Consider the following 24248-nt stretch of genomic DNA (forward strand, 5'->3'; position numbering starts at 1 on the left):
CTCTATGACCACCGACATTCGCGAAACCCGGCGCCCCCCAGTACCTGTGGCCTACAAGAGACGGATGCGTCTGGCCGACACCCTGCAGGTCATCTGCGTCACCTCGGTCGCCCTCGTGAACGCCATCTTCCTCGCCGATGGGGGAGCGGCCCACTTCGGCACCCTGGCAGACGCGCTGACGTCCGCGGGGATCCTCGCCGGGCTCGTCGGCACCGACCTTCTGCTTCTTATGCTCGTGCTCGCCGCACGCCTGCCCCCGATCGACAGGGCTTTCGGCCACGACCGGGCGATGGCCGTGCACCAGCAGCTGGGCAAACCCGCCCTGTATCTGCTGCTCGGCCACGCCGTGCTGCTGATCGCCGGCTACGCGGCTGCCGAAAACGTGAACGTCTTCGCGGAAATGTGGGGCATGCTCACGACCCTGCCCGACATGCCGCTGGCGTTCGTGGGCCTCGGCCTGCTGATCCTTGTGGTCGTCACGAGCCTCGTCGTTGTTCGCCGCAGGTTCCGCTACGAGGCCTGGCACGCCGTGCACCTGCTGGCCTACCTCGCCGTGCTCGTGGCGATACCCCACCAGCTGAGCGTGGGCAACCTGCTCAGCGAGGGAACCATAGCCCGCTACTACTGGCTCGCCCTTTACGTGGGCGTCGCCGGCTCCATTGTGCTCTTCCGCTTCGTGCTTCCAGTGGTTCGCTCCGTGAGGCACGGTCTCGTGGTCGAAGACGTGCAGCGGGTCGCTCCCGGTGTAGCCTCGATCCGCCTCTCCGGGCGGCACCTGCAGGAGCTCAAGGCCACCTCCGGACAGTTCTTTGTCTGGCGGTTCTGGTCACGGGGCGTGTGGTGGCAGTCGCATCCGTTCTCCCTGTCGGCAGCCCCCACCGAAACGACCCTCCGCATCACCGTGCGCGCCCTCGGCGACGCGTCCTCCGCCCTCACGACCCTGAAGCGCGGAACCCGAGTGAGCTTCGAGGGTCCCTACGGAATCTTTACCGACCGGGCGAGGACGGCCCCGGGAATCGTGCTGATCGCGGCCGGCATCGGCGTCGCCCCGATCCGATCTCTGCTCGAAACGGCCCAGTTCTCGCCCGGCCAGGCCACCGTGATCCTGCGCTCGCACACCGTCGGCGACAGCTACCTGGCCGAGGAAGTGACCCAACTGTGCCGGGAACGAGGCGCGGACCTGCGCATCATCGCCGGCACCCGTCCACCGGGCGTGGACAGTTGGCTCCCCGCCGATGCCTACCGGGCCGGCATCACCATCCGCACGATCGTTCCGTGGGTGCGGGCGGCCGACGTGTATGTGTGCGGTCCCCGACCCTGGACCGATGCAGTGGTGCGCGATGCCCGCGCCGCAGGGCTGCCCGCCCGGCAGATTCACTACGAAAGGTTTGACTGGTGAGAGTACGCGCAGTATTTCTGGCCGGAGTGGCCTCCCTCTCGGTGCTCGGTATCGGCTGGCAGCTGGGTTCCTTCGCCCTTGACGCCAACCACAGACTCGCGGTTTCCGCGCCGAGCACGGCCGGCACCGTCGTTTCCGGCTCCGCGCCGTTGCCGACGGCCACGCCCACGGCACCTCCGTCGTCATCCGCGTCTTCGGCGTCGTCCTCTGCCGCAGCCTCGGCCGCGGCATCCGCTTCCCGTTCGGGCACGTTCACGGGCTCGGTCGTGCAGACCCAGTTCGGCAACGTGCAGGTGTCAGTCACGATCGCGGATGGCGTCATCACCGAGGTCACCCCGCTTCAACTGACAACCAGGGGCGGTCGGTCGGTGGCCATCAGTAACCAGGCGGCGCCCATCCTGCGCTCCGAGGTGCTCACGGCGCAGTCGGACCAGGTGCAGAACGTGAGTGGAGCCACGTACACGACCTACGGGTACCTCACCTCCCTGCAGGCGGCGCTCGATGCTGCCCAGTTCTAGCCCCACTGTGATCACCTTCGAGGCGATGGGCACAGTCGTGAGCCTTCGCCTGGCTGACACCGTGGCCGGCGAGCGTCGGCTGCGGGAGGCTCTCGCCACCGCCGAACGGGTCTTCGATCGGTGGAACGAGCGATTCAGCCTATATTCGCCCAGCTCGGAGATCAGCCTTGTGGCGAGTGGGCACATCCGTTTGACCGACGCGAGTGACGAGCTGCGCTCCTGTTACGCGCTCGCGCTTGAGTGGCGGGACCGCACCGGCGGGGTTTTCACCCCGCACCGGGCCGACGGCGTGATCGACCTCTCTGGAGTCGTGAAGGCCCTCGCCATCAACCAGGCGGGCGCGGCACTGTCATCGAGCGGTCTCGGCTCATGGTCCATCAATGCCGGCGGGGACGTGCTGGTGCGCGGCCTGCCAAGAGCGGATGCCGACTGGGTCACGTCCATCGTCAATCCCCTCGACCGGCAGGATGTACTGGCGAGCGTGCCCATGCGCGGTGCCCGCTCTGCCGTGGCCACGTCGGGAAGCGCGGAACGCGGGGAACATATCTGGACGCCGGGGGCCGAGGCGTCACCGTTTCGCCAGGTGAGTGTGTTCGCCGCCGACATCGTGACAGCTGATGTGCTTGCAACGTCGATCGTGGCCGGCGGAGAGGCGACCCTCAGCCAGAGCACCGCGGACTACCCCATCGATGTTCTCGCCGTGCTGCGGGACGGCCAACTGCTCGCCACGCCCGGCTTGCGGCAGGTCTCCCACTGACGCTGTTTCCGGAGAACGACCCGGAGGACAGCCCCTTGTTTGTGGCTATCGGGCGGGGTACCGTGGCTCGCGCAGGGGCCGAAGAACACGTCTGAGGAGGGCGACCATGAGCGATCCCGAAGAGTTCTGGGCGGATGAAGACCGGATTGTGGAGGACATCGGGTTGGCTGTCGACGACCTCGAGTTCATGATCGAGGAAACCGAGATCGTGGGACCCGACGCCGACGAGCGAGAGGTGAACCTCGACGTGGAGCCCGACGACTACTGAGTCGGATGAGTCACGTCGCGCTCGCCGAGACCGAGCAGCCGGTGCTCTGGGTCGAGCGTTCCGAGCAGCGCGCCGCAGATTTCGCTGAGTAGCGCCACCTGCACGGCGGTCAGCGGGTCGAACACCACGGTGCGAACCTCGGCCACGTGTCCGGGCGCGCTCGACACCACCTTCGCCCATCCGGCCTCGGTGAGGGTTGCCAGCGAGGCACGCGCGTCGGTCGGCGACGGGCTGCGCCGGAGTAGTCCCTGGGTTTCCAATCGCCCGATCACGTGTGAGAGCCGCGACAGCGACGCGTTCACCCGCGACGCGACCTCGGTGAGCGGGAGCGAGCGGTCCGGGCTCTCCGAGATCATCGCGAGCACGTAGTACTCGAAGTGGCTCAGGCTCGCATCGCGCTTGAGCTCTGCTTCGAGTCTGCTCGGTAGCAACATCGTCACGGCGATCAGGCGCAGCCAAGCGGTGCGTTCGTCGTCGGAGAGCCAGCGGGGTTCGGTCGTACTCGATTCGGCCATGAGCCAATTCTAGCATTTGACTTGACGCTTCAATAAAAATACCCTAGGTTTTAGTTGTTGCTTCAACTAAGTTAGCGTGACTTCACACTAGGGAAAGAGAAACTCATGACCGAAACCATCACCATCCTCGGCAGCGGCAACATGGCCCGCGGCATCGGCACCCGCGCCGTGGCGGCTGGACGCACCCTGCAGATCCTCAGCCGCGACGCCGAACAGGCCGCAGCTCTCGCCGCGGAACTCGGCGCGAATATCACGAGCGGTTCGGTGGATTCCGTTCCTGCCGGTGACATCATTGTGCTCGCGGTGCCCTACAACGCCGCGCGGGAACTCGTCGCCACCTATGGTGCGGCGCTCGCCGGAAAGACCGTGGTCGACATCAGTAACCCGATCAACTTCGCCACGTTTGACTCTCTGTCCGTTGCTCCCGGCACGTCGGCCGCCGAAGAGCTGGCGGCCCTGGCCGCGCCCGGTGTCACGGTCGTCAAGGCATTCAACACCACCTTCGCCGGAACCCTTGTGGAAGGATCGGTAGCCGGGGTACCCCTCGACGTGTTCGTCGCCGGTGATTCCGACGAGGCGAAGGCATCCATCTCAGCGTTCATCGCCGACGCCGGCCTGCGGGCCATCGATGCCGGACCGCTGCGTCGCGCTCGCGAGCTCGAGGGCTTCCAGCTGCTCATTATGACGCTGCAGCTCAACCCGGCCCACGAGTCGTTCAACTGGAACACCGCCGTGAAGGTGCTGGCCTAGCCTCGACCGGGCGTCAGGCCTGGCGGTTCGGCGCGCTCAATCGGTGCACGAGCAACGCCAGGCCGCGCCAGCCGATGAGGAAGACGCCGAGGGTGATCGCGGTCACGATCGCGAAGCTGAGCTGCACGCCCTGACCGCTCGCAACGCGCAGCAGCAGCCCGCCCGCGACGGTCGCCACCCAGATGCCGATGCCCGTCCAGACGATGCGCTGCGGGCTGCGCCAGGCGCGCATGACCAGCCAGCCGATGAGCAGGCCGCCCAGGAAAGGCCACCAGGTGTTCAGGGTGCCCAGCAGACCTTCTCCGTGGCTGGCCCGACCGATTAGCACGAAGAGGAGGGCGAACGCTGCGTCGAGGGCTGCGGCCCCGGTAAGTGAGGCGACGCGGGATGTGTGGGCTGCCATGGTCTCAGCCTAGCTAGACGGCGCCGCCGATCAGGGCGCCAATGAAGTAGGTCGCGGCGAGGGCGAGCAGGCCGCCAATGACGATGCGGGTGATCGCTCGAATCTTGGAGCTTCCGCCGAGGTAGGCGCTCAGCCAGCCGGTGATCACAAGGGCGATGAGAACCGCGACGACCACAGCGGCGATGCGCCATTCGGCCGGCGGCAGCAGCACGGCGAGCAGGGGGAGTGCAGCCCCCACGGTGAAGGCGAGCGCCGAGGCGAAGGCGGCGTGCCACGGGTTCGAGACGTCCTCGGCGTCAATGTGCAGCTCGACCTCGAGGTGGGCCGCGAGGGCGTCGTGCTTGGTCAGCTCGACCGCAACCTGCTTGGCAGTCTGCGTGGACAGGCCCTTCCGCTCATAGAAACCGGCGAGCTCGGCGAGTTCCTCCTCGGGTTCGTTCTCGAGCTCCCACTTCTCCTTGGCGATCAGGGCGTGCTCGGAGTCGCGTTGGCTGCTCACCGACACGTATTCGCCGAGGGCCATGGAGACGGCTCCCGCGACGAGGCTCGCGACACCGGCGATGAGAATGACTGAGGAGTCCGTCGTGGCGGCAGCAACGCCGACGACGAGGGCGGCAACCGAGACGATGCCGTCGTTTGCGCCGAGAACGCCGGCGCGCAACCAGTTGAGGCGTGCGGCGAGACCGCCGGAGTGGGGCTCAACGGCTTGAGTGAGTTGGGTCATAGGGATAGATAAGCACTCCGAACCTGTCTTATCCAGCAAGGTGTGGCTAGCCTCAAGAGGTGGCCCCCCAGAGCCGCGAGAAACGATAGAGTGTCAGATGGTCGGTATGTCTTGATGTCGAGCTAATTTACGACACGGCTGCTGTTACCAACAACCTCAAAACCAGCGTGAGAGCTGAGACGCGGATTGGAAGAGCAGCGTGGATCTTTACGAATACCAAGCCAGAGACCTCTTTGAGGGATACGGTGTGCCGGTTCTGCCGGGCATCATTGCGGACACCCCTGCGGAGGTACGCGCAGCGGCCGAGAAGCTGGGCGGCGTTGTCGTCGTCAAGGCGCAGGTCAAGGTTGGCGGCCGCGGCAAGGCCGGCGGCGTCAAGGTTGCCAAGACTCCGGATGATGCAGAGGCCGCGGGTCGTGACATCCTGGGACTCGATATCAAGGGTCACACCGTGAAGCGCGTGATGGTGGCCGGCGGCGCCCGCATCAAGCAAGAGTTCTACTTCTCCGTGCTGCTGGACCGGTCGAACCGTTCCTACCTCTCGCTCGCGAGCTACGAGGGTGGCGTGGAAATCGAGGTTCTCGCGGTAGAGAAGCCGGAGGCCCTGGCCTACACGGCCGTCGACCCCGCTGTCGGCATCGACCTTGCCGTCGCGACACAGATCGCCATCGACGCGAAGTTCCCCGCCGAGCTCGTTGACAAGGTCGCTCCGGTCTTCGTCAAGCTCTACAACGTGTTCACGGGCGAAGACGCGACCCTGGTCGAGGTCAACCCCCTCGTCCTCACCGAAGAAGGCGACATTATCGCCCTCGACGGCAAGGTCACGATCGATGAGAACGCCGACTTCCGTCACCCGAAGCACGCGCTCCTCGAAGACGCCGCGGCCGCCGACCCGCTCGAGGCCAAGGCCAAGCTCGCCGGACTCAACTACGTCAAGCTCGACGGCGAAGTGGGCATCATCGGTAACGGCGCGGGCCTGGTCATGTCCACCCTCGACGTCGTCGCGTACGCCGGAGAGAACTTCGGCAGCGTCAAGCCGGCCAACTTCCTGGACATCGGAGGCGGAGCATCCGCTGAGGTCATGGCTGCCGGACTCGACGTCATCCTCGGTGACCCGCAGGTGAAGTCGGTCTTCGTGAACGTCTTCGGTGGCATCACCGCGTGTGACGCCGTTGCCAAGGGCATCGTGGGCGCGCTCGCCGAGCTCGGCACGTCAGCCAACAAGCCGCTCGTGGTTCGCCTCGACGGCAACAACGTTGAGGAAGGCCGTCGCATCCTGGCCGAAGCCAACCACCCGCTCGTTACCCTGGCCGCCACCATGGACGAGGGCGCCGCCAAGGCCGCCGAACTCGCCCACGCCGCCAACTGACTCACTAAGGAGCCAACGAATGTCAATTTTCCTCAACAAGGACTCCAAGGTCATCGTTCAGGGCATCACCGGAGGTGAGGGCACCAAGCACACCGCCCTCATGCTCAAGGCCGGTACCCAGGTCGTCGGCGGCGTGAACGCGCGCAAGGCAGGCACCACCGTCGTTCACGGTGCGGTCGAGCTGCCCGTCTTCGGCACAGTCGCCGAGGCCGTGGCCAAAACGGGCGCTGACGTCTCCATCGTCTTCGTGCCGCCGGTGTTCACCAAGGACGCCGTCATCGAAGCGATCGATGCCGAGATCCCGCTGCTCGTCATCATCACCGAAGGCGTGCCGGTTCAGGACTCCGCCGAGTTCTGGGCGTACGCCAAGGCCAAGGGCAACAAGACCCGCATCATCGGTCCGAACTGCCCCGGCATCATCACGCCCGGCGAAGCGCTCGTGGGCATCACCCCCGCGAACATCACCGTGAAGGGACCCATCGGCCTCGTCTCGAAGTCGGGCACCCTGACGTACCAGATGATGTATGAATTGCGCGACCTGGGCTTCTCCACCGCGATCGGCATCGGTGGCGACCCCATCATCGGCACCACGCACATCGACGCCCTTGAGGCGTTCGAGGCTGACCCGGAGACCCTCGCGATTGTCATGATCGGCGAAATCGGTGGAGACGCCGAAGAGAAGGCCGCCGAGTACATCAAGGCTCACGTCACGAAGCCTGTCATCGGCTATGTTGCCGGTTTCACCGCTCCAGAGGGCAAGACCATGGGCCACGCCGGCGCCATCGTCTCCGACGGAGCCGGAACCGCGCAGGGCAAGAAGGAGGCCCTCGAGGCCGCCGGAGTCAAGGTCGGCAAGACACCGAGCGAGGCTGCAACCCTGCTCCGTGCTGCCCTGGCCGAGCTGAAGGTCGCTGCACTATAACAACGCACCACGCACCGAGTGAAGGGCCCGTCGCATCGCGACGGGCCCTTTATTGTTCAGTCCAAGCCAAGATCGCCGGGAGAGGTGCCGGTTGCAGGCCGGGAGGCCGGGTAGGCTCGAAGACCGGATGAACCGCACAACGACCGCCTTACTCGCCGCCCTCGAGGCGCTGCTTGTTGTCGCCATCGGCGTCGGCATTGCGCTCGTGCCGCTGACGATACTCTGGGCGGCTCACTTCGGGCTCTCCATCGAGTGGTTCGTGTTCTGGCGGGCAGCTGTGGACGTGTGGTTGCTCGGCAACGGCGTCGACCTCACGGTTCAACTGGGTCCGGACGTCGCGGCCGCCGTCGGCCTGCCCGGAGCGGATGCCCCGTTCTCGCTCACTCTCGCACCGCTCGGATTCGCTGTCGTCACCGTGCTTCTGGGTGTTCTCACCGGCCGCCGTGCGGCGGAGACTCCGCACCTGTGGGTGGGGGTTGTGTCCGCCGTCGCCGTTTACGCTCTGATGGCCACCCTGGCCACGTTCTCGGCCTTGGGCGACACCGTGACCCCGTCGGCGCTGCAGGGTACCCTGGTGCCCACCCTCATCTATGGCTCCGGTGTGCTGTTCGGCGCCGAGCGCGCCCGGGTGCGCCACGACCTCGTGCTCAAGCACAACTCGGGCCACGAGAACACGGGAGAGCGACTGGACCCCGTGAGCCTCGGCATCCGTGATCGCTATCGTCGACTGCAACAGACCACGCGCGCCGTTATCTCGGGTGCCCTGCGCGGCGGGGCGGCGGCCGGCGCCGCCATCATGGCGGTGTCTGCCGTGGCCTTCTTTGTGCTCATAGTGCTGAACTACGCCACGATCATCGGCCTGTATGAAGCGATCCAGGCCGGCATCCTCGGCGGCGCGACGATCACGTTTGCGCAGCTCGCCCTCGTGCCCAACCTCGTGATCTGGACCATGGCCTGGTTCGTCGGTCCGGGCATTGCCGTGGGCGTGGGTACGAACGTGTCGCCGGCGGGGGCGATGCTCGGCCCGATTCCCGGGCTGCCGATCCTCGGCGTGCTTCCGCAGGGCACGCCGGCGTGGGGATTCCTCGGGTTGCTGGTGCCGATTCTCATCGGTTTCATTGCCGCGGTCATCGTGCGCCAGCTGCTCGACCGTCCGGGGATGCCCGAACGGAGTGCGCTCCAGCACGTGCTGAGCGGGCTCGGCATGGGCGTGGTCGCCGGAGTGATCCTGGGCTTGCTCGCGTGGTGGTCGTCCGGATCGATCGGCCCCGGCCGTCTGTCGGACATCGGGCCGGACCCGCTGCTCGTGGGCGCGCTGGCCGCCGCCGAGATCGGCGTGGCCGCCGCGATCGGAATGCTGGTGGGCGCGAAGGTCACTGTGCCGCGAGTTCGCACCCGTCGCCCGCGCGCCACAGTGAAGCCGCGCGGTCGCTAACGGATGCCAGCGCGCCGCTACGGGACGACGCGCCCGCTATGGCGGTAGCACGCGGCGGTAGCGACGCGCGGGAGCGGATGCCGGCCGAGCCGGATACCCGGGACCATGCTCCCGAACGGTAAGCTCGATCCTGTGCTGTCATTGGTCGTATTGATCTCCGGCGGGGGATCCAACTTGCGTTCCCTGCTCGAGGCGTCAGAAGACGCCGAGTATCCCGCCCGTGTCGTGGCCATCGGCGCCGACCGCGACGCCGACGGTCTTGCCCTCGGCGAGGAATTTGGTATCCCCACCTTCTCGGTTCCCTTTACGTCATTCCCCGATCGGGCGGCGTGGGGAGACGAGTTGCTCGCCCAGATCGAGCAGTGGAAGCCCGACCTCGTGATCCTCAGCGGGCTCATGCGGTTGTTGCCGCCCCGCGTGGTGGCGGCGCTCTCCCCGAATCTGATCAACACGCATCCGGCCTACCTGCCCGAGTTTCCCGGAGCGCACGGTGTGCGCGATGCCCTTGCCGCCGGCGCCACGCAGACAGGTGCGAGCATCATTGTGGTTGACAACGGCGTCGACGACGGACCGATCATTGCGCAGGAGCGAGTCGCGGTCAATTCCGATGACACCGAGACTTCCCTGCACGACCGCATCAAAACCGTTGAACGACGCCTGCTCGTGCAGGCGATCCTCGACATCGCCAACGGACACGTCAACCTCAAGGAGCACTCCAACGTATGAGCGGTAACACCGAAATCGGCCAGACGACCCACGCGAGCCACGCCGCGAGCCTCTACCGCAATCGGGACCTCGTCCCGATCACGCGCGCCCTCATTTCGGTCAGCGACAAGGGCGGCCTGCTTGAACTGGCCGGCTCCCTGGCCGCCTCCGGCGTTGAAATCGTGTCGACGGGTTCGACGGCAGCCACCATCCGTGCGGCCGGCCACGACGTGACCGATGTCTCGGCCGTCACCGGCTTTCCCGAGTCCCTCGACGGTCGCGTCAAGACACTGCACCCGGGCGTTCACGCCGGTATCCTCGCCGACCTGCGCCTCGAATCCCACGAGTCGCAGCTGAACGACCTCGGCATCGAGGCCTTCCAGCTCGTCGTCGTCAACCTCTACCCCTTCGTCGAGACCGTCGAGTCAGGTGCCGAACCGGCCGAGGTCATCGAGCAGATCGACATCGGCGGACCTGCCCTCGTGCGCGCCTCCGCCAAGAACCACGCCAACGTCGCCATCGTGGTCGATCCGGCCAACTACGGCGAGATCATCGATGCCGTCGTGGCCGGCGGATCCACCCTCAAGCTGCGCCAGAAGCTCGCCTCCCTCGCGTTCGAGCACACGGCGGATTACGACCTGAGCGTCTCCGCCTGGTTCACGGAGAACGTCTACGACCAGTGGCAGGACGACGTCGAGATCCTCGAGGGCGACCTGATGGAAGATGACGACGAGACCGGCGACGACGACCTTCCCCTCGACTCGCCGTTCCCCGATGGCATCATGATCGAGGCCGAGCGCGACGCGATCCTTCGCTATGGGGAGAACTCGCATCAGGCGGCCGCTCTCTACGTGGGCGAGGGAGGCAGGGGCATCGCCCAGGCCGTTCAACTGCACGGCAAAGAGATGTCGTACAACAACTACGTCGACGCGGATGCCGCGGTGCGCGCCGCGTACGACTTCAGCGAGCCGGCCGTCGCCATCGTCAAGCACTCGAACCCGTGCGGTATCGCCGTCGCCGGCCCGAAGACGCCCGATTCCATCGCGTCCGCCCACCACCGCGCGCACGACTGCGATTCGATGAGCGCGTTTGGCGGCGTGATCGCCGCCAACCGCCCCGTCACCCTGGCGATGGCCGAGACCGTGAGTCACATCTTCACCGAGGTGCTCGTGGCCCCCGGGTTCGAGCCGGAGGCTCTCACCGTGCTCATGGCCAAGAAGAACATCCGCCTCCTCGAATTGCCTGAAGACTACGAGCGGTCCTCGCTCGAGCTGCGTCAGATCTCGGGCGGCCTGCTCGTGCAGCAGACAGACACCTTCGACGATTTCAGCTCGGAAGGCTGGACGCTCGCGGCCGGACCCGAAGCGGATGCCGCGACTCGCGCCGACCTTGAGTTCGCCTGGAAGGCCTGCCGTTCGGTGAAGTCGAACGCCATCCTGCTCGCGCACGCCGGGGCATCCGTGGGCGTGGGCATGGGCCAGGTCAACCGCGTTGACTCTTGCCACCTCGCGGTGAGCCGCGCGGGCGACCGCGCTGAGGGCTCGGTTGCCGCCTCTGACGCGTTCTTCCCGTTCGCCGACGGTCTGCAGGTGTTGCTTGACGCCGGCGTCACCGCCGTCGTGCAGCCCGGCGGATCGGTTCGCGACGAAGAGGTGATCGCGGCGGCCAACGAGGCCGGCGTGACCATGTACTTCACGGGAGAGCGTCACTTCTTCCACTGATCAGAAAAACTGTACACAAAGCACCCTCGTTGATCTGACGAGGGTGCTTTGTGCATAATTGAGGCCCACGAAAGTGGCTGTTTCGCTCTGTCGTCCTTTTCGTTAGTCTTGTGTCTGCACGCACGACACCCGCGTGCCGACAACCGCGCCCACAAGGCCAGGTCTCAAGGAGAAACCCCATGACACTCACGCAACCATCACCGTCGCTGGAAGCGCTGGCCGGCATTCCGTTCACCCACGAGCAGGTGCTGATCAGCACGGGAAAGCGCTCTGGCCTCGTGATCACGGTTGCCGTGCACTCAACCAAGCTGGGCCAGGCCCTTGGCGGCGCGCGCATGTGGCAGTACCCCGACTGGACCGATGCCGTGGCCGACGCGTTGCGCCTCTCCCAGGCGATGACCCTCAAGAACGCGGCAGCCGGCCTCAACCTGGGTGGCGGCAAGTCGGTCATCCACCTGCCGCTCGGCGTGGTGCTGAGCGACGAAGACAAGCGTGACGCCATGCTCGACCTCGGCGACGCGATCGAGAGCCTCAACGGCGCCTACATGACGGCAGAGGATGTCGGCACGAGCGCCGAGCTCATGGCCATCGTGCAGGAGCGCACCGAGCACGTCTGCGGACTCCCCGCCTCCAGCGGCGGCGTGGGCGAGCCAGCCGACGCCACAGCGGCCGGGGTGTACGCGAGCATCGTCGCGACCCTCGAGGCGCTGTACGGCAGCCGGGACGTGACAGGCCGTCACCTCGTGATCTCCGGCCTCGGCCAGGTGGGCGGTCGCCTCGCGGTGGCCCTCGCCGCAGCCGGAGCCACCCTCACGGTGACCGACATCAACCCCGACAAGCGCGAGCTCGCAGACCAGCTTGGCGCGGACTGGGTACCCGTTGCCGGAGCGCACCGCATCCAGGCTGACCTGTTCGTGCCGTGCGGCCTCGGCGGCGTGCTCACCTCGACCGTGATCGGCGAGCTCAACGTGCTCGGCGTCGTGGGAGCGGCCAACAACCAGCTCGAAGACCCGTCCGGCGCCGCAGAACTCGACGCCCGCGGCATCCTCTGGGCGCCCGACTTCGTGGTGAACGCCGGCGGAGTGGTCTACCTGGCCATGGCGAGCGAGCCCAACGCCGACCTCGCGAGCATCACGGCCCGAGTCGACGCTATCGCCGACGTGGTGACGCAGATCTTCACGGACGCGCACACCGAGGGCATCACGACCCTCGTCGCCGCCGAGCGCCTCGCCGCGGCCCGCCTGAACGCCGCGAGCTAACTAGCCCGCACCTGTCCAGCCACAATCTCGCCAGGCTCGATCCAAGCGACAGGCTCGATCCAAGCGCTGGTCGAGGCACGAGCGATCGAGACCTGGCGAGACGCTCCTCAGGCTCGCGTCGGGTCCGAGCGTCGACGGGCGACTTTCCAGAAGCTCCCCTCGCGGCGCTAGTCGACGAGCTCGGCGGGAAGGGCCGTCTCGGCCACGGGAGCTTTGCCGCGGGACTTGCGGGCGTTGCGCGCAGCCTTGTAGAGCTCGCGCAGGATCGGGATGCCCGAGATGAGCACGATGGCGATGATGAAGTACTCGGAGTAGTCGGCCACGAACTGGATCTGGCCGAGCAGGAAGCCCATCATGGTGAGGCCGACGCCCCAGAGGAAGGCACCGAGTAGGTTGAAGCCGACGAACGAGCGATAGCGCATGCGACCGACGCCCGCGGCGACGGGCACAAAGGCGCGAAAGATGGGCAGGAAGCGCGCCATCACGATGGCCTTGCCGCCGTGCTTGGCGAAGAAGGCGTTGGTGTGTTCCACGTTCCTTGGGTTGAAGAAGCGGTTCTGCTCGCGGGCGAAGACAGCGGGACCGGCTTTTCGCCCGATGTAATAGGCGAGTTGGTCGCCGCCGAATGCGGCGATGAACACCACGATGCAGGTGACCCAGATGGGGAAGGGCACGAATCCCGTGGCGGTGAGCAGGCCCACGGTGAAGAGCAGCGAATCGCCGGGTAGGAACGACAGAACGATGAACCCGGTCTCGACGAACACGATAGCCGCGACGCCGATCAGCACGAATGATCCGAAGGAATGGATCAGCCATTCCGAGTCGAGAAAGTCAATACCGAAGAGCATGGGATGCATGAACGTCCTTCCATTGAGCCGGCAGACGCGCACGAACCCGCCACCTAGAGTAGTTCACGCGCATCACAGCTTCGTGCATAAAAAAGATTTCCTTGCCTTTGCCCCCCGAAGAGCCATATTCTGAAAGGCTGCCTGATCAGGGGGGCATCACAAAAGTTTCACGCGCTCAGGAGGCCGACATGACCACGACAGCCCAGTTCACGCTCGCCAGTGTTGGCTCCAGCGTCGGTTTCGGTGTCGGCTCCGCCCCGCGAACCGCTGAGGCGTTCTAGGCGCACGCACCCGGCGACCACTCGCCTGCGTCACCTGTTCCCATTCCCGGCCGGCATCATCAGCTGCTGCGCCGTGGGAAGACCCGCCTTCCCACATCCGTCGACTCCCTGTCGACCCGTACTCGTTCCATCGGTGACTCGTCGCCGGCACATTCAGGACACACCATGACCGCACGACCCGCCCATCCTCCCCATCCGCCCATCGAACCCCCGCCCACGCCGCGCACGAGCACCTTTCGTTCGCTCATCCGGCTCTATCCCTACGCCAAGCCCGCTTTGCCGCGCATCGCGCTCGGCATGGTGGCAGCCCTGCTCGCCGGCCTCGTGGCCCTCGCCATTCCGCAGGTGTTGCAGAGGCTCGTCGACGGGCCGCTGGCGAACCGTGACCCGAGCCAGATCTGGCCAGCCGTCTTCATCGTGCTCGGCCTCGGTGTGCTCGAGGCCATCATGATCGCGCTGCGGCGCTGGCTGGTTCTCACGCCCGGCACTCATATTGAGGCGCGGATGCGCAATGGCCTCTATGCGCGATTGCAGGACCTGCCCGTGACCTTCCACGACCGCTGGCCGAGCGGGCAGTTGCTGTCCCGTGCCGTGAGCGACCTCAACCTGATTCGCCGCTGGGTATCCTTCGGCCTCGTGCTCATCGTGGTCAATTTCCTGACCATCGTGATCGGCGTTGTCATCCTGGTCTCGATGAACTGGATCCTCGGAGTCATCTTCGTGGTCTGTTCGATTCCGCTGTGGATCTACGGGTTCGTCTTTGAGGAGAAGTACTCCGTGATCGCCAGGAGGAGCCAGGACCAGGCCGGCGACCTCGCGACGGCCGTCGAGGAATCGGTGCACGGCATCCGTGTGCTCAAGGCCTTCGGGCGTGGCAGCTTTGCGCTCAAGAATTTCTCCTCGCAGGCCGAAAGCCTGCGCGGAACCGAGATCGCCAAGGCGCGGGCCATTGCGGGTATCTGGCTGTGGCTGCTCCTCGTGCCCGACGTGGCCTTCGCGCTGGGCCTCGTGGCCGGAGTATGGCTGACCAGCCAGGGCCAGCTCAGCGTCGGCGAGCTTCTGGCGTTCTTCGCCACGGCGACGGTGCTGCGTTTCCCGGTGGAGTCGATCGGCTTCCTGCTCTCGATGACCTTCGACGCGCGCACGGCCACTGACCGGTTCTTCGACGTGATGGACACACCCAACTCGATCACCGACCCCGACGAGCCGGTAGCCATCGACCTGCCCCGAGGACGCCTGGCCTTCGAGAACGTGCATTTCCGGTACGCGGACTCGCCCGAGCGCTTTCCCGACCTGCTCGATGGGGTCGACCTCGTGCTCGAGCCGGGGGAGACGATGGCTCTCGTGGGTCTCACCGGCTCCGGCAAATCTACGTTGACGGCCCTCACCACGCGGCTGTACGACGTGACAGGTGGCCGGGTGACGCTCGACGGCGTGGACATTCGCGACCTCGGTCGCGAAGACCTGCGCCGCCACCTCGCGATGGCGTTCGAAGACGCCACGCTGTTCTCCGCCTCCGTGCGCGACAACGTGTTGCTCGGACGCGATGACACCGAGGCGTCAGGGACAGCGGATGCCGCGCTCGACGAGGCGCTGACCATCGCGCAGGCGTCTTTTGTGCACGACCTGCCCCAGGGCGTCGACACGCTCGTGGGCGAAGAGGGCATGAGCCTGTCGGGCGGACAACGCCAGCGCGTGGCCCTCGCGCGCGCCGTGGCGGCCAAACCCGCCGTGCTGATCCTGGACGATCCGCTCTCCGCCCTTGATGTGAACACCGAATCGCTCGTGGAGACCGCCTTGCGTGAGGTGCTTGTGTCGACCACGGCGCTGATCGTGGCGCACCGCCCGTCCACGGTGATGCTCGCCGACCGGGTGGCCCTGCTCGAAGACGGCCGCATCACCGCCGTCGGAACGCACTCCGAGCTGCTGCGCACGAGCCCGCACTACACCTTCGTGATCTCCAGCCTGGAAGACGAAGAACGACGAGAGACCACGAGAGCGGAGGAGGCGCTGTGAGCGTCACAGGAGGCAGCGTCACAGGAGTGCGTGGCGAGGAGCGCCACGATTTCACCAAGGCTGAAAGCAGGCGTTTGCGCATGCGGTCGCTGCGCCTGCTCGGATCCCTGCTGCGCCCCGTGCGCGGCCAGGTGATCCTGGCGATGCTCGTTGTTGTCGTATCCACGGCCGCGCAGGTCGCCGGCCCGGCGCTGATCGCGTACGGAATCGACAAGGGGCTACCGGCCCTGCGAGACGACGATTGGATGCCTCTCGGCCTCACCGGAGTCGTCTATCTCATTACCGGAACGCTCGGCGCGATCCTGATCGCCTGGTACACCATCCTCTCGGCGCGGGTGAGCCAGAACGTGCTCATCGATCTGCGCAAGCGGGTGTTCCTGCACACGCAGAAACTCAGCCTCGAATTCCACGAGTCGTACACGTCTGGGCGCATCATTTCCCGACAGACGAGCGACCTCGACGCGATCAGGGAACTGCTCGATTCGGGCATCAACCAGCTCGTGCAGGGCATGCTTTACATGACGTTCACGGCTGTTGCCCTGTTCCTGCTCGACGGCACGAGCGGCTTGGTGCTGTTCGCGGCGCTGCTGCCGCTCGCACTGCTCACCCGCTGGTTTCAGGTGCGCTCGCAAACCATGTTCCGGCAGTCGCGCACGGCGTCCGCGAGCCTGATCGTGCACTTCGTCGAGACGATGACCGGCATCCGCGCGGTCAAAGCCTTCCGCAAGGAGAAGCGCAACGAGAAGGAGTTTGGGGGACTCGTCGAGGATTATCGCCACGTGAACGCGCGGGTCATCCAGCTCTTCGGAATCTTCGACCCCGGACTCGTGCTCATCGGAAACGTGACCGTGGCCGCCGTGCTGCTCGTGGGCGGCTTCCGCGTCGTCGACGGGGACCTGGCGGTCGGTGCGCTGCTCGGCACGCTGCTCTACGCCCGGCGCTTCTTTGACCCGATGGAGGAGATGGCGATGTTCTACAACTCCTACCAGTCGGCCGCGGCCGCGCTCGAGAAGATCTCCGGCGTGCTCGAGGAACGACCGGGCGTGCCAGATCCCCTTGCGCCCGTGGATCTGCGAGCGGCGTCGGGAAACGTCACCTTCGACAACGTGAAGTTCGCGTACAAGACCGACCGGGTGATCCTGCCGCACTTCGACCTCGATATCCCGGCCGGGCAGACCATCGCCCTCGTCGGGTCGACGGGTGCCGGAAAATCCACGCTCGCCAAGCTGATGAGTCGGTTCTACGACCCGAGCGAGGGGCGTGTGCTGCTCGACGGTGTCGACCTGCGCGACCTGCACCCGAAAGACCTGCGCCGGGCGATCGTCATGGTGACCCAGGAGGCCTACCTGTTTAGCGGCTCCGTCGCGGAGAACATCGCGATCGGTAAACCGGATGCGACGCTGGCCGAGATCATGACGGCCGCGCGTGCCGTGGGCGCCCACGACTTCATCGAATCCCTGCCGAACGGCTATGACACCGACGTGAACAAGCGCGGTGGGCGGGTGTCGGCCGGGCAGCGTCAGCTGATCTCGTTCGCGCGGGCATTCCTCGCGAACCCGGCCGTGCTCATCCTGGACGAGGCCACGTCATCGCTCGACATCCCGAGCGAGCGCCTCGTGCAGGAGGCGCTGCAGACGCTCCTGAGCGACCGCACCGCCGTGATCATCGCCCACCGCCTGTCGACGGTCTCGATCGCCGACAGGGTGCTCGTGATGGAGCACGGCATCGTGGTTGAGGACGGCACCCCGAACGATCTCATCGCGGGCACGGGGCGGTTCGCCAGGCTGCACGCGGCCTGGCGCGAGTCCCTCGTGTAGCCGACGAGGGGCGAGCTAGTTGTACTGAGTCATGAGGTTGGTGACACTTGGCTGAGCGGTGTCTGTCCGATTCCAGTGTGGATGCGTTCAGTGTTGTAGAAGTTCAGCCATGGCGCATGGGCTTCGGCGCGTTCGTGGTTGCTCGTGTATTTAGGTGCGTAGGCCCACTCTGTGGTGAGGGTGCGATTGAGGCGTTCGACCTTGCCGTTGGTCCAGGGGCAGTGCGGTTTGATGAAGCGTTGCACGGCTCCGATCTTCGCGACGGCGGCTGTGAAGGCGTTTGATTTTCGGTAGGCGAAGGCATTGTCGGAGATGATGCGTTCGATGTGGGAGATCCCGTTCTCGGCAAAGAACGCCGCCCCGCTTGGCAGGCCCGGTGGCTTGGTCGCTCACGGTGGCTACGCCGCCGATGCCCTGCCACTCGCCCATGAGGCCAGCCTAGTCACGCCCCTGAAGCCTGGGCACTGGAGTCCGACTCCAGCACGGCCCTCGTCGTGAGCGAAGGACTTCTCCTCCACAGGGAAGAATCTTTGGGAGTTTTTCACAAAATGGCCCGATCAGGGCTGTTTAGGGCCCGTGAATGTCGGTGGTCGCTGGGAAAATTAGGTCATGACCACTTCAACGGACCTCCTCGTGGAGAGTACGGCGGCACTCGCCGATACGTACTCTCACTCCTTGGGTGGTGGTGTGTGCACTGAGGAGGAACCGGACGCAGGGTTGGATGTGCAGCGGATGACGAACGCGGGTTTGCTGGCGAGCATGGCGGCGACTTTCGAGGTGGTCAGGTTGGCGCAGGCGCTGCTGGTTCGGGAGGCGGGTGAACTCAACGACAGGTTTGAACACGACACCGGCATCGCCGCCCAAACCGGTAACCGAAACGCCGCCGCGGCCCTGACCGACATCGGTCACATCTCGATGGCGGAGGCCGGGCGGTTGGTGAGGGTCGGGAAGGCGACTCGGCCTCGGATGAGCCTGATCGGAGAGCACCTGCCGCCGGAGTATTCGGAGGTCGCGAAGGCCGTGAATGCCGGGGCGCTGCCGGTGGATTCGGCCCTGTACATCACCGCGAACCTGGCGCAGGCCGCCCCACGGGCCACGACCGAAGACCTCGACGCGGCGGAGAAGGAGTTAGTGGAGTTCGCGGTAACCAACCCGGTGGATTCGGTGCGGAAGCTGTCGATTCGCTACCGGGATGCCCTCGACGTGGATGGGGTGGAACCCCGTGAAGAGGTACTCGTGTCGCGGCGAGGATTGAAGCGGATGGTGCTGCCCAACGGCATGAAACGCTACATTCTCGATGCCGACCCGGTGTCAGCGGCGTACCTGGACACCGCGATCGACGGGATGACCAGCGCAGAACTGCGCAAACCGCGGTTTGAAGCGAAAGACGACCCGGACGGGTGCGGCGACAACCACGAGATCATCGGCGATGGGCGCACGATGCCGCAACTGAACTTCGATGCCTTCATTGACATCGTGCGTCACGCCCTCTCCTGCACGGAGGGACTCGGGGCCCTGGATCACACGACGATCATCGTGAGGATGACCCTCGAATCCCTGCAGAGCGGTTTGGGTGAAGCCCAGTTGGACGGGATCGAACAGCCAATCTCCGCCGGGACGGCCCGAAAGATGGCCGCGGAGGCGTGTCTGATCCCGATGGTCCTCGGCGGGAAGAGCGAGGTGCTGGACTTCGGCCTCCGAAAACGGCTCTTCACAACGGCGCAAAAGCTCGCCGCCATCGAAAGGGACGGTGGCTGCGCTACAGCGGGGTGTAACAGGCCGCCGAGCTATGCCGAGGGTCATCACATTCGGTGGTACAAAGCGCATGACGGGCCCACGAATCAAGCCAACTGCGTGATGCTCTGTAGTGCGTGCCACCACAGGATCCACCGTGAGGGCTGGGATGTGGTGGTCAGAGACAACGTGGTGTACTTCATCCCATCGGCCAGTGTCGATCCGAGGAGAACTCCGCGACGAGGCGGGCGACCACCGGTCCCGACACCGAAAGGCCACGACGGCCCCCACTATAAGCGCTAGGTGTGAGGCCCGCGGCGCCCTCGGACCGGTAGCGTCGCCTCCACCGATAGGCGCACTGGCGAGAGATGCCGAGTTCTTTAGCCTGAATCCACCGGTCGACCTCTGATCGGATCCTGATTTTGTTTCGGCGAGCTTTCGGAGTTTCGGGCGTGGTTGTGGTCCGGGTCTCGCGGCCCGGGTGTTCCACTGGTGCTCCTGTTGATGTCGGTGTCGGCTGGTTGGTCAGGTGGGGGCGGGTTGTTGGGGCCGGAAGTTCTTTGTGAACAGGGCCGTCCAGGGTTTCTCCCAAGGCCAGTGTTCGGGCAGGTGCAATGTCACGCGCCGCGCCGAGGTTGAGATTCGTGCGGGGACGCTGACAAGTTTCCGGCGGATCGTTGCGGTGGTCGATCGGCTGAGACCGTTTCCCGCGATCGTCGCGGCGGCGCGGGTGAGGTTAAACGCCATGACGGCCATGACCAGCCAGGCGGCGTTGGCGGTGAATACACCGGAGGGTAGGTGCGCCAGGGCGCTGCTTTTGAGGTCGGAATTCACGAGCTCGATCGCCGCGTGGGCGCGGTGGGTTTTGTCGGCGGTGACGGTGTCGAGGGTGCTGGTGGTGAAAAAGGCGTGGAATCGGTGGGTGTCGAACAGGGTTGGCTGGTCGAGGTTTTTCTTGTTCAGTTCCGGGATCCGCCGCACGGCCAAGCGCCCGGTGATGTGCTCGCTCTTCTTGCGCGAGGTGAACGCGGTGAACGGGACCTCGGCGACTTCGGCGTTACTGATCCATGTTTTGCTGCCTTCGTCATAGATGGCGTTGGTGTATTCAATTGCGGTCCAGGCAGCGCCGGGGATCGTTCCGATCGCTCGTTTGATGGCGGGGTCCATCCGGGCAGTGACCGAAACGTCGGCGCCGGCTTTGAGGGCTGCGCTGATGGAGGCGTGCCCGTAGAACGCTGAGTCGGCACGAAAGAGCACGCGTGCTTTTCCCGCTCCGCGGAGCCGTTTGATCGTGGCGAGGGCGTCACGGATCAGACGGGCCGCGCCGCGCGGTGATCCGCAGGCACCGCGCCGGAGTCGCTGGCCGATGATGATCGGCGCCGATACGTCCGTCTTGACTGTCGCGAGGATCGCGTTGAGGCCGCGCACCCCGGAGTACCCGTAGCCGGAGCCTTCCTTCTGGTGGCCGTGAACTTCGATGATGGTGTCGTCGACGTCGAGGAACATGTAGCCGTCGGTGTCGTGCACGAGCAACGGAGTTTCCGCGGCCAGGCCCCGCACGAAGCGGGAAGCGACGGCGTCGAGCTGCCGGACGTGACCGAACGTGAACGCGCGCAGAAACGACCCCAACGTTGACGGCGCGTAGCAGTTGCTGAAGATTTTCCGCATGCCGCCGTGACGAAGAATGGCGAGGTCGTCGATGGAGTCCGCGCCGGCGACCATGCCGCCGACCAGAGACGTGACTTTCAGACCGGCGTTGGCGCCCTTGTCGGTGGGGACGCTCAGCCACTGATCGGCCAAGGTCGCCAACCCCGCACGGGCGGCTAATTTCATGATCGGGACCAAGCCCGCCGACGACACGAGATTCGGGTCGGTGAATGATGCAGAAACGGCGCGGTTGGTGTGGGAAACTTGCATCTACGAGATGCTCCTCTGGTTGGTAAATCTGAACTCTTGACAAGTCCTAATTTACCTGATCAGATGGGCATTCTCGGTTTAACGCGCCGTCAGATCTCGATCCCGATCGGTGGATTCAGGTTTAGCGACGTGCGCGGCAGGCCGACCACCGAGCACCCTTTCGACCAAAAGGGCCCTTCCGCGAACGGTCAAACGGGCGTTAACGTGTGACATGAGGACCTCCGTTGTGAAGTGAGACTTTCAACATCTCCACTAAGCCTGAATCCACCGGTTGGCCTCTGATGAATTCTTGATTTGGGCGCGATCCTTTTTCGGGGTTTTGGGCTCGGTCGAGCTGTGGGCCTTGATGCCTGGGTGTTCCACTGGGGTTCCTGGTTGCGCCCGGTCGGGCTCGATGGTTAGGTGGCGGCGCGGCCGGGCGGGTTGCAAACGCTGGTGAACAGCGCCGACCAGCCTTCTTCCCAGGGCCAGCTTTCGGGCAGGTGCAATGTGACGCGTCGTGCCGACGTGGATACTCTGGCGGCGACGTTGATGAGTTTGCGGCGAACGGTCGCGGTGACGGCTTTTCCGAGGGCGGGATTGGCGAGGGTGCCGGCGGCGCGGGTGAGATTGAACGTGATGCAGGCCAGCACCAGCCAGGCGGCGTTGGCCGTGAATACGCCGGACGGGAAGTGCGCCATCGCCGACGCTTTCATGTCGGCGTTCAAATTTTCGATGATCGCATGGTGGCGGTGGGTTTTGTCGGCGTCAACGGTGTTCAGGGTGCTGGTGGTGAAGAACGCGTGAAAGCGGAACAGGTCGAAAAGGGTGCCTTGCCCGGCGGCGACGGTCTTGTTCAGTTCCGGGATGCGGCGCACGACGAGGCGTCCAGGGATTTGTTCGCTCTTCTTCTTGGAGCCGAACGCGGTGAAGGGGATTTCGGCGACTTCCGCGTCGGAGATCCACCGCCCGGTGGCGTCGTCGAAGATCGCATTGGTGTATTTGATCGGGGTCCACGCGGTATCGGGGATGGTGCTGATACCCGCTTTCACCAATGAATTCAGGCGTGCCGTGATCGAAACCATCGCCCCGGCACGGAGGGCAGCTTGGATGACGGCGCTGACGTAGTAGGCGCTGTCGGCTCGGAGGAGAAGCATTCCTTTTGCGGTTGGGCTGCGCAGTCGTTTCACGGTCGCGAGGGTGTCGGAGACGAATTTCTTTGCGCCGCGGGCGGAGTTGGTGGGGCCTTTGCGTAGCCGGGAGCTGACGATGATCGGAGCGGCCGATCCGGTGCTGACGATGGCGAGCAGGGCGTTGAGGCCGCGAACACCGGAGTAGCCAAACCCGGCGCCTTGCTTCTTATATCCGTGCACTTCCCTGATGGTGTCGTCAATATCGACCAGGGCGAGGTCGTCGATACCGGTCACGATCGGCGTGACGGCGCCGAGGTTCTGCAGCCACCGGGACGCGGCGGCGTCGAGCTGGCGGACATGGCCAAAAGCGAACGCGCGCAGGAACGATCCCAGGGTCGAGGGCGCATAGGTTCCGGTGAACAATTTCCGGAGAGCGCCGTGCCGGAGCACGGCCATATCGTCGATGGAGTCGGCGCCGGTGAGCATTCCTGCGACCAGTGCCAGCGCTTTCAGGCCGGCATTCGCGCCGAAGTAACCGGGCAGTTTCACCCACTCATCGACCAGCGCGCCGAGGCCTGTTTTCTCGGCCAGAGCCATCGTGGGCACCAGTCCGGCCGACGACACGAGATTGGGGTCGTCGAAGGATGCAGAAAAGGACCGGTGAGTGTGAGAAAGTTGCATCTACGAGATGCCTCCTTGATCGTTGAATAGTTTGTCTAAGTAACAACTATTTTAGCTGATCAGAGGGGTATTCTCGGTTTAACGCGCCGTCAGAATCTGAGGTCGACCGGTGGATTCAGGCTAAGCACCGGAGGTCCTCCTTTTTCAACCTCTTAAGTCACCAACGTCATGGCCGGGTACACCTAGCGGGGGAACCAGCGGGCGGCGAGGAGATCGACGCGATACGCGGCATCCGTTATCGATATGACGAGGGGCGTGTTCTCGGCGCGATAGTGCTCGAGGGCACGTTCCTCGTGCTCGATGGGCGGATGCCCGCCGGCGCGGATGACGCGCCACCATGGCACGTCGGAGCCGTAGCGCGCCATGGTCTGGCCCACGGCGCGAGCCGCGCGGGAGCCGAGCACGGCTGCGACGTCGCCGTACGTCATGACTCGTCCCGGCGGGATCGCCTCGACGATCGCAAGCACGTGCGACACGAAGTCGTCGCCCGCGGCGGCAGGCAGGTGCACTACAGCTTGAGAGCGCCGATGACCTCGCCGTACTGGGTCTGGCCGATGTCGCTGAAGCCGAGGCGGTGGAAGAAGGCCTCAGGGCCTTCCTCTCCAGGTTCCCAGATCACCGTGATCTGCTCGAATCCGCGTGCGCGGGCCTCTTCGGCCAGCGCGTCGGCCGCGAACTTGCCCACACCCTGGCCCTGGGCGGTGGCGTCCACGTTGATGCGCCAGATGCAGGCGCGGAACTCTTCGTGGTCGGACTCCGGATCGAAGTTGCCGTGGATGAACCCGGCAACCTGCCCGTCGAGAAGCACGACTCGCTGCCACGATGTGGCCGGATTGATGACGGATGCCCCGGCGGAATACGACACGGGCGCAATGAATTGCTCCTGGCCCGGCTTCAGGCTCAGGTTGTTGGCCGCAACGATGTTGCGTGCGGACAGTTCTTCCAGTCTCAGCTCACCCATGTGCTCAGGCTAACGTCTGCTCGGCACCTCTGGTAGACACAAAGTGAATTCGCACCGTGAATTTATCTCGATGTCAAGATAGTTACAGCAGTCTAGTAAGCTGGTCGGTGGCCGTGACGGCCACCGATGTTTCAGA

23 protein-coding genes and 1 pseudogene are annotated in these 24248 nt (G+C 65.3%); 14 read left to right on the top strand and 10 right to left on the bottom strand.

Annotated features, from left to right (window positions below; translation table 11 throughout):
• Positions 1–4 precede the first annotated feature (4 nt).
• The 4 genes from BJ997_RS00865 to BJ997_RS00880 all read left to right on the top strand — a co-directional run bounded on the left by BJ997_RS00865 (position 5) and on the right by BJ997_RS00880 (position 2942).
• Positions 5–1399 (top strand): ferredoxin reductase family protein, encoded by a 1395-nt coding sequence (locus BJ997_RS00865; RefSeq protein ID WP_236629133.1) that lies wholly within the window; start codon positions 5–7, stop codon positions 1397–1399.
• Positions 1396–1917, top strand: a complete 522-nt coding sequence (locus BJ997_RS00870) for an FMN-binding protein (RefSeq protein WP_035840043.1) — start codon at positions 1396–1398, stop codon at positions 1915–1917. Before BJ997_RS00865 ends, BJ997_RS00870 begins: the two co-directional genes overlap by 4 nt.
• Positions 1901–2674 (top strand): FAD:protein FMN transferase, encoded by a 774-nt coding sequence (locus BJ997_RS00875; protein WP_236629132.1) that lies wholly within the window; start codon positions 1901–1903, stop codon positions 2672–2674. The genes BJ997_RS00870 and BJ997_RS00875 overlap by 17 nt, the downstream gene beginning before the upstream one ends.
• Positions 2675–2780: 106 nt before the next feature.
• Positions 2781–2942, top strand: coding sequence for a hypothetical protein (locus BJ997_RS00880; RefSeq protein WP_160175923.1), 162 nt, complete (start codon positions 2781–2783; stop codon positions 2940–2942).
• Here the strand turns inward: BJ997_RS00880 and BJ997_RS00885 are convergent.
• The gene (locus BJ997_RS00885; protein ID WP_035840041.1) at positions 2936–3457 is read right to left on the bottom strand and encodes a MarR family winged helix-turn-helix transcriptional regulator; all 522 of its coding nucleotides are present in this window, start codon (positions 3455–3457) and stop codon (positions 2936–2938) included. The two genes, BJ997_RS00880 and BJ997_RS00885, sit on opposite strands and share 7 nt — an antisense overlap.
• Before the next feature lie 105 nt (positions 3458–3562).
• Between BJ997_RS00885 and BJ997_RS00890 the strand changes: the two genes are divergently transcribed.
• A complete protein-coding gene (locus tag BJ997_RS00890) occupies positions 3563–4207 on the top strand; it encodes an NADPH-dependent F420 reductase (protein WP_183323214.1) in 645 nt (214 codons plus the stop codon).
• A 13-nt stretch (positions 4208–4220) separates the two neighbouring features.
• Here BJ997_RS00890 and BJ997_RS00895 read toward each other — a convergent pair whose 3' ends face one another.
• Entirely contained in the window at positions 4221–4610 is a 390-nt protein-coding gene (locus BJ997_RS00895; protein ID WP_035839461.1) for a DUF3054 domain-containing protein, read from the bottom strand.
• A 13-nt stretch (positions 4611–4623) separates the two neighbouring features.
• A complete protein-coding gene (locus BJ997_RS00900) occupies positions 4624–5334 on the bottom strand; it encodes a VIT1/CCC1 transporter family protein (RefSeq protein WP_035839458.1) in 711 nt (236 codons plus the stop codon).
• Positions 5335–5533: 199 nt separating this feature from the next.
• On the opposite strand from BJ997_RS00900, the gene sucC reads away from it, so the two are divergent.
• The 6 genes from sucC to BJ997_RS00930 all read left to right on the top strand — a co-directional run bounded on the left by sucC (position 5534) and on the right by BJ997_RS00930 (position 12745).
• Entirely contained in the window at positions 5534–6703 is a 1170-nt protein-coding gene (gene sucC, locus BJ997_RS00905; protein ID WP_035839455.1) for an ADP-forming succinate--CoA ligase subunit beta, read from the top strand.
• Between the two features lie 19 nt (positions 6704–6722).
• The gene (gene sucD / locus BJ997_RS00910; RefSeq protein ID WP_035839452.1) at positions 6723–7625 is read left to right on the top strand and encodes a succinate--CoA ligase subunit alpha; all 903 of its coding nucleotides are present in this window, start codon (positions 6723–6725) and stop codon (positions 7623–7625) included.
• 127 nt (positions 7626–7752) lie between these two features.
• Complete coding sequence (locus BJ997_RS00915) at positions 7753–9060, top strand: cell division protein PerM (protein WP_035839448.1); 1308 nt, start codon at positions 7753–7755, stop codon at positions 9058–9060.
• A 132-nt stretch (positions 9061–9192) separates the two neighbouring features.
• Positions 9193–9786, top strand: a complete 594-nt coding sequence (purN, locus tag BJ997_RS00920) for a phosphoribosylglycinamide formyltransferase (protein ID WP_035839478.1) — start codon at positions 9193–9195, stop codon at positions 9784–9786.
• Positions 9783–11486: a bifunctional phosphoribosylaminoimidazolecarboxamide formyltransferase/IMP cyclohydrolase gene (gene purH, locus BJ997_RS00925; protein ID WP_052542631.1), complete on the top strand. Its 1704-nt coding sequence runs from the start codon at positions 9783–9785 to the stop codon at positions 11484–11486. Before purN ends, purH begins: the two co-directional genes overlap by 4 nt.
• A gap of 179 nt (positions 11487–11665) precedes the next feature.
• Positions 11666–12745, top strand: a complete 1080-nt coding sequence (locus tag BJ997_RS00930) for a Glu/Leu/Phe/Val dehydrogenase dimerization domain-containing protein (protein WP_052542630.1) — start codon at positions 11666–11668, stop codon at positions 12743–12745.
• Between the two features lie 167 nt (positions 12746–12912).
• Here BJ997_RS00930 and BJ997_RS00935 read toward each other — a convergent pair whose 3' ends face one another.
• Positions 12913–13602, bottom strand: coding sequence for a DedA family protein (locus tag BJ997_RS00935; protein WP_052542629.1), 690 nt, complete (start codon positions 13600–13602; stop codon positions 12913–12915).
• Between the two features lie 437 nt (positions 13603–14039).
• On the opposite strand from BJ997_RS00935, the gene BJ997_RS00940 reads away from it, so the two are divergent.
• Positions 14040–15890 (top strand): ABC transporter ATP-binding protein, encoded by a 1851-nt coding sequence (locus tag BJ997_RS00940; RefSeq protein WP_052542628.1) that lies wholly within the window; start codon positions 14040–14042, stop codon positions 15888–15890.
• Positions 15887–17707, top strand: a complete 1821-nt coding sequence (locus tag BJ997_RS00945) for an ABC transporter ATP-binding protein (protein ID WP_035839445.1) — start codon at positions 15887–15889, stop codon at positions 17705–17707. The genes BJ997_RS00940 and BJ997_RS00945 overlap by 4 nt, the downstream gene beginning before the upstream one ends.
• 29 nt (positions 17708–17736) lie before the next feature.
• Here the strand turns inward: BJ997_RS00945 and BJ997_RS21130 are convergent.
• A pseudogene (locus BJ997_RS21130) lies at positions 17737–18078 on the bottom strand (integrase core domain-containing protein); the annotation flags it as partial.
• A 238-nt stretch (positions 18079–18316) separates the two neighbouring features.
• Between BJ997_RS21130 and BJ997_RS00955 the strand changes: the two are divergent.
• Positions 18317–19744: an HNH endonuclease signature motif containing protein gene (locus tag BJ997_RS00955; protein ID WP_183323215.1), complete on the top strand. Its 1428-nt coding sequence runs from the start codon at positions 18317–18319 to the stop codon at positions 19742–19744.
• On the opposite strand, the gene BJ997_RS22025 is transcribed toward BJ997_RS00955, so the two are convergent.
• The 5 genes from BJ997_RS22025 to BJ997_RS00985 all read right to left on the bottom strand — a co-directional run bounded on the left by BJ997_RS22025 (position 19641) and on the right by BJ997_RS00985 (position 24112).
• Positions 19641–19931: a helix-turn-helix domain-containing protein gene (locus tag BJ997_RS22025; RefSeq protein WP_221243913.1), complete on the bottom strand. Its 291-nt coding sequence runs from the start codon at positions 19929–19931 to the stop codon at positions 19641–19643. The two genes, BJ997_RS00955 and BJ997_RS22025, sit on opposite strands and share 104 nt — an antisense overlap.
• A gap of 35 nt (positions 19932–19966) precedes the next feature.
• Positions 19967–21358, bottom strand: coding sequence for an IS1380 family transposase (locus BJ997_RS00965; RefSeq protein WP_035841060.1), 1392 nt, complete (start codon positions 21356–21358; stop codon positions 19967–19969).
• A gap of 398 nt (positions 21359–21756) precedes the next feature.
• Positions 21757–23151 (bottom strand): IS1380 family transposase, encoded by a 1395-nt coding sequence (locus BJ997_RS00975; protein WP_035841044.1) that lies wholly within the window; start codon positions 23149–23151, stop codon positions 21757–21759.
• A gap of 182 nt (positions 23152–23333) precedes the next feature.
• A complete protein-coding gene (locus BJ997_RS00980) occupies positions 23334–23660 on the bottom strand; it encodes an MGMT family protein (protein ID WP_084141329.1) in 327 nt (108 codons plus the stop codon).
• Positions 23660–24112: a GNAT family N-acetyltransferase gene (locus BJ997_RS00985; protein WP_035837463.1), complete on the bottom strand. Its 453-nt coding sequence runs from the start codon at positions 24110–24112 to the stop codon at positions 23660–23662. The genes BJ997_RS00980 and BJ997_RS00985 overlap by 1 nt, the downstream gene beginning before the upstream one ends.
• Between the last annotated feature and the right edge of the window lie 136 nt (positions 24113–24248).

Source organism: Cryobacterium roopkundense (genome assembly GCF_014200405.1).
GTDB classification, from domain to species: Bacteria; Actinomycetota; Actinomycetes; order Actinomycetales; family Microbacteriaceae; genus Cryobacterium; species Cryobacterium roopkundense.